Raw genomic sequence first — 4,954 nt, 5'->3', positions numbered from 1 at the left:
GGCCGGGGCCGGGGGACGCGGTCGCCTTCGCGGTCGTGGGCGCGGGCACCCGCCGCGCGCGGGGGGCGGGAAGCGCCCAGAGTGGTACGAGGAGGTCGCCCGCACCGGGGAGGCCCGACGACGACGCCACCGGAGGCGACACCGTGACCGACACGTCGACGACCGGCACGACCAGCACGACCGACCCCCGCCCCGTGTCCGTCCGGGCGATGGAGGCGGTCGAGGGCGCGACGTGGCTCGACAAGACCGTCGACGTCGAGCAGCGGCTCGTCGAGAAGGCGCTCACGGCGACGCCGGGGCTGCTCGGGCTCCTGCGCGGCAAGGGCGTCGGGCACGCCGTCCACCCGCCGATGACCGACGTGCCGATCGGCGCGTGGCTCTCGGCGTCCGCCCTGGACCTCGTGGGCGGACGCGCCGCCCGGCCCGCCGCGCGACTGCTCGTGGGCCTGGGCTGCGTCGCGGCGCTGCCGACGTTCGCGACCGGCAGCGCGGAGTGGGTCGGCCTGCGCGAGGGCGACAAGCGCGTCGGGTACGTGCACGCCGTCGCCAACGGCACGTCCTTCGCGATGTACGCCGCGTCGTGGTGGGTGCGCCGCCACGAGCGCCAGCACGGCCTCGGGGTGGTCCTGGCCCTCGGGGCCGGGGCGGTCGCCGGGATCGGGGGCTACCTCGGCGGGCACCTGTCCGTCGCCCGCGACATCGGCTCGCGGGACCCCGCCTACGCGGGCGACCCGACCTCCCGCGAGCCCGTCAGCCCGCACCGGGTCTGACGTCCGCCCCCGGTGCCGGGTCCGGCACCGGGGGCGACACCGGGGCTGTCGGCCGTCCCGTCCCGGTCCGCCGGGTCGGGACGGGACGGGTCCGCCGCTCGGCGACGCCCCTACTGGTAGGAGACGAAGTCGGGCATCGGCTCGACGGCCATCGTCTCCGCCGGCGTCATCGTCGGGGTGTCCTCGTCGTAGAAGTTCTTCCAGCCCCAGCGCATGCCCTCGGGCGCGTCGGTCTGCAGCGCGCGGTAGGTGTCGAGCTTCTGCCCGGGCGTCCCGTGCCCGTCGGCGTGGACGAGCGGGACGAGCTCGTCGTGCGACATGTCCAGGCGCTCGCGGTCCACGATCATCCGGGTCTGGAACTGGTGGAGCAGGAAGACCTTGGGCGGCAGGTCCTCCTCCCGCACCAGCTCCGCCAGCCAGTCACCCACGGCGTTGACCTCGTCGACGCCGACCTGGCCCACCTGCCGCAAGTGCCGCTGGTCGGGCTCGAGCCGCCACTCCGGGTCGAGGGCGAGCCCGACGCCCGGGTAGGTGAGCAGGTCCTCGTAGCGCTGCGCCTGCGTGAGGAAGTCGGTGCGGCCCGGCTGCAGGTCGAGGACGACGTAGACACCCGCGTCGGCCGCGGCCTCGATCCACGGCCGGACGACCTCCGGGTCGAGCTCCTGCGAGTAGTCGCCGTCGTCGCCCGCCGACGCGGAGGCGACGGTGGTGATGATCTCGAAGGTGGGGACGACGGGGTCCTCGACGAGGTCGTCGTACTCGGCGGCGACCTCCTTCGCGCGCTCGACGGCGGCGTCGACGTCCTGCTCGCCCATGACGCCGAGCGAGGGGGTCCCCGGGGAGCCGTAGAGGGCGATCATGTGGCGTCCCGGGAAGGGAACCTGCCCGCCGCCCGGCAGCTGGTAGCCGGTCTCGACGACGTCCATGCGCTGGGCGAGGCGGTCGGTGTCGCCGAAGTCCGGCGACAGCGCGAGGACCGACGCGGGGGGCGCCGCCGAGGCGCTCTCGACGAGCGCGCCGTCCGCGCGCGGGTCCCCGCCCGGGACCTCCTCGACGCTCGCCCCTGCGGCGCGCGCCGTCGCGGCGGGCGCGGGCTCCGGCGTCCTGCACGCCGCGGCCGGCCTCGGCAGCCCGGTGCTCAGCGTCCACGCCGTCGCCAGCGGGTGGCCGCAGCGGTCCTTCACGGCGTCGGTGCAGCCGTGGTTCGTCGTCGTGGGGCTCGTCGCCGCGGCGCTCGAGGTGCGCCTCGAGCCCGGCGCCCTGCTGCCCCTCCCCTGGACGCTGTGGGCGGGCGCCGTCGTCGCCGCCGCGGTCGGGGTCGCGGCGGGCGAGCTGCTCGTGCGGCGCCTGCCCGCCTCGGCGGCTCGCACCGGCCTCCTCGTGCTCTCGGTGCTCGGCGCCGCGAGCATCACGCTCGAGGGGCTCGTCGGCGTCCTCAGCGGGTGAGTGGGCGCCGTCGACCGGCGGTCTGTCAGGCGGTCTGCGACCGCGGCGTCGTCAGGCGGTCTGCGACCGCAGGACGAGCACGGCGATCGAGACGACGAGCAGCACTGCGGCCGGCGCGACGTTCCGGTCGCCCACGCGCAGGTGCGCCACGAGCGCGAAGAGGAAGTAGAAGGTGAGCCCGGCGGCCGCCAGCGCACCGATCCAGGCGATGCCGATGCCGACGAGGAGCCCCACCGCCGCGGCGATCTCGACGTAGGCGAGCCCCCGCACGAGCGTGTCTGAGGCCCCGACGGTGCGCATCGTCCGCATGATCGTGCGGTCCTGCACCAGCTTCCCCCGGGCGGAGAACGCGACCACCGCGGCGAGCAGGACCGACAGCACGACCGTGGCGACGAACACCGGACCTCCTCGCGGCCCACGCACCCTGCGCGGCCGGGCACAGCCTCTCGCCTGCGGGCCTCCGCGCGCCAGGCGGTGGGCGCGGCTGCCAGCGACAGCGGCCGCGGAGTTCGAGGGCCGACACGCCGTCCGCCGCCCCTCGACGTCCGCGCTCGTGCTCGGTGGTGGACCTCGTGGGGCGGCGCGCCTCGGTGGTGGAGGGCGTGGGACGGCACGCCGACGTCGAGCCCACGGAGTCCACCAGCGCCGGCGGCGACCCACGAAGTCCACCACCAGCACGCCCGGACGGCGCCACGCCCGTGACGTCGCGGCCCCGACGCCGGCGGCCGCGGACTGCGAGGGCCGAGGCGCCGTCCACCGGCCCTCGTCGTCCGCGCTCGTGGCGACGTCGCGGCGCGCCGCCCCTCGTAGTCCGCGCCCGTCCCGCCACGCCGCTCGGCGTCGTCGCTCGTCGTCGCTCAAGGCGGCGGCCGACGTGCCGAAGGAGTTGCTGGGCGTGAGGAGACCGCGGAGCACCTCACCCACCCGTCGCGGCGCGTCGCGCCGCGGGTCGACTGCGCGCCGCGTCGAGCACCGGAGGCCCCATGAGCGCCGACCCCACCTGCCGCACGCCCGGTGGTGGCCCGCGGCGTCCCCCCGTGCTGCAGTGGATCTACGACCAGCGGACGCGCAGCAAGATCGTCGCGACGGCGCTGCTCGGCGCCCTCGTGGCCCTCGGCGTCGGCGCGGTGGGGCTCACGGCGTCAGCCCGGGCGAGCGAGCAGGTGCAGCGCCTCTCCGACGACGACCTTCAGCGCATCGGCGCCATCGGCGACATGCGCGGCCTGCTCGGCGACGAGCGGGTAGCGGTCCGGGACGCCGTCATCGCCGTGGACCGCGCCGGAGCCGAGGCGGCCCTCGACCGTGTGGGGGAGGTGCAGCAGCGCTTCGACGCCATCGCGGCGGAGGTCCGCGCCGGTGACCTCCCGGCCGATCAGCGCACCGCGCTCGACGAGGCCGTCGCCGGCTTCGACGGCTACGTCGACCTCGTCGAGACGACGCTCGGCCCGCTGGCCGTGGCCGGTGACGACGAGGCCTGGCTCGCGGCCAACGACGAGCAGGTCGCCCCCCTCATCGAGGCGACGAGCGCCGCCGTCGACGAGCTGCGCGCGGACGTCCTCGCCGAGGCCCGCGCCACGGCCGAGGACGTCGCCGAGGAGCAGCGGCTGGTGCAGGTGCTCGTCGCGGTGATGGTCGTCGGCGGGACGGCGCTCGCCGTCACCGCGGCGGTCCTCATCTCCCGCGGCATCGAGGGCGGCATGCGCGACGTCCGCGACGTCGCCCTCGCCCTCGCGGACGGCGACCTCACGAAGGCCAGCGGGTACGGCAGCCGCTGCGAGCTCGGCGAGATGAGCGCGGCGATGGACACGGCCGTGCAGAACCTCCGCGGTGTCATGCGGGAGGTCGCGGCCTCGGCGGACGCCGTCGCCGCCTCCTCGGACGAGCTGTCGAGCTCCTCGGCGCGCATCGCGGAGTCCTCGGAGGCCACCAGCGGCCGCGCCACCGTCGTGTCGTCCGCGGCCGGCGAGGTGACGCGCAGCGTCGTGACGGTCGCGTCGTCCTCGGAGCAGATGGGCGCGTCGATCCGCGAGATCAGCAGCAACGCCAACGAGGCCGCGCGGGTGGCCGCCGAGGCCGTCCGCGCCGTCGCCGACACGAGCGCCACCGCGGTGCGCCTCGGCGAGTCCAGCCAGCAGATCGGCGAGGTGGTCAAGCTCATCACCTCGATCGCCGAGCAGACCAACCTCCTCGCGCTCAACGCGACCATCGAGGCGGCGCGCGCGGGCGCGGCCGGCAAGGGCTTCGCCGTCGTCGCCGCGGAGGTCAAGGACCTCGCGCAGGAGACGGCCCGCGCCACCGAGGGCATCGCCCGCCAGGTCGACGGCATCCAGGGCGACACCGCCGGCATCGTCGACGCCATCGGGCGCATCGGCGCCGTCATCGAGCAGATCGACAGCTTCCAGACCTCCATCGCCTCCGCGGTGGAGGAGCAGACGGCGACGACGAACGAGATGGTCCGCTCGGCCACCGAGGCCGCCTCGGCGTCCGCGGAGATCGCCGCGACCATCGAGGACGTGTCCTCGGCGGCGGCCGTGACCTCCGACTCCCTCACGCAGACGCGCACGGTCGTCGACGGCCTCGCCCGCCGCGCCGCCGTCCTGCGCGGCACGGTCAGCCGGTTCACGTACTGAGCCGCGCGACGGTCACGACGGCGCCCGGCGTGGCAGCCCCGCTGCGGCGCCGCGGCGGCCGAGGGTCGGGCGTGCCCTCGTCCTCCCGCTCCCGCGGCGCGGTCCTCG

At 76.2% G+C, this 4,954-nt stretch carries 5 protein-coding genes; 3 read left to right on the top strand and 2 right to left on the bottom strand.

Going from position 1 to position 4,954, the window contains the following annotated elements:
• Window positions 1-143 precede the first annotated feature (143 nt).
• Entirely contained in the window at window positions 144-770 is a 627-nt protein-coding gene (locus HLB09_RS12770) for a DUF2231 domain-containing protein (RefSeq protein ID WP_171203734.1), read from the top strand.
• Window positions 771-880: 110 nt separating this feature from the next.
• Here the strand turns inward: HLB09_RS12770 and HLB09_RS12765 are convergent, their stop codons facing one another.
• Window positions 881-1,696 (bottom strand): hypothetical protein, encoded by an 816-nt coding sequence (locus HLB09_RS12765; RefSeq protein ID WP_171203733.1) that lies wholly within the window; start codon window positions 1,694-1,696, stop codon window positions 881-883.
• 19 nt (window positions 1,697-1,715) lie between these two features.
• On the opposite strand from HLB09_RS12765, the gene HLB09_RS12760 reads away from it, so the two are divergent.
• Complete coding sequence (locus HLB09_RS12760; RefSeq protein ID WP_171203732.1) at window positions 1,716-2,216, top strand: hypothetical protein; 501 nt, start codon at window positions 1,716-1,718, stop codon at window positions 2,214-2,216.
• A 51-nt stretch (window positions 2,217-2,267) separates the two neighbouring features.
• Here the strand turns inward: HLB09_RS12760 and HLB09_RS20055 are convergent, their stop codons facing one another.
• Window positions 2,268-2,615, bottom strand: coding sequence for a DoxX family protein (locus HLB09_RS20055; protein ID WP_171203731.1), 348 nt, complete (start codon window positions 2,613-2,615; stop codon window positions 2,268-2,270).
• Window positions 2,616-3,199: 584 nt separating this feature from the next.
• Here HLB09_RS20055 and HLB09_RS12750 point away from each other — a divergent pair.
• On the top strand, window positions 3,200-4,846 hold the full coding sequence (locus tag HLB09_RS12750) for a methyl-accepting chemotaxis protein (protein ID WP_171203730.1): 1,647 nt from the start codon (window positions 3,200-3,202) through the stop codon (window positions 4,844-4,846).
• Window positions 4,847-4,954: the final 108 nt, after the last annotated feature.

Origin of the sequence: Pseudokineococcus marinus, assembly GCF_013004605.1 — a bacterium.
Classification (GTDB): Bacteria; Actinomycetota; Actinomycetes; order Actinomycetales; family Quadrisphaeraceae; genus Pseudokineococcus; species Pseudokineococcus marinus.
Note: the sequence above shows the minus strand (reverse complement) of the source record. Positions and strands in the feature narration are given on the sequence as shown.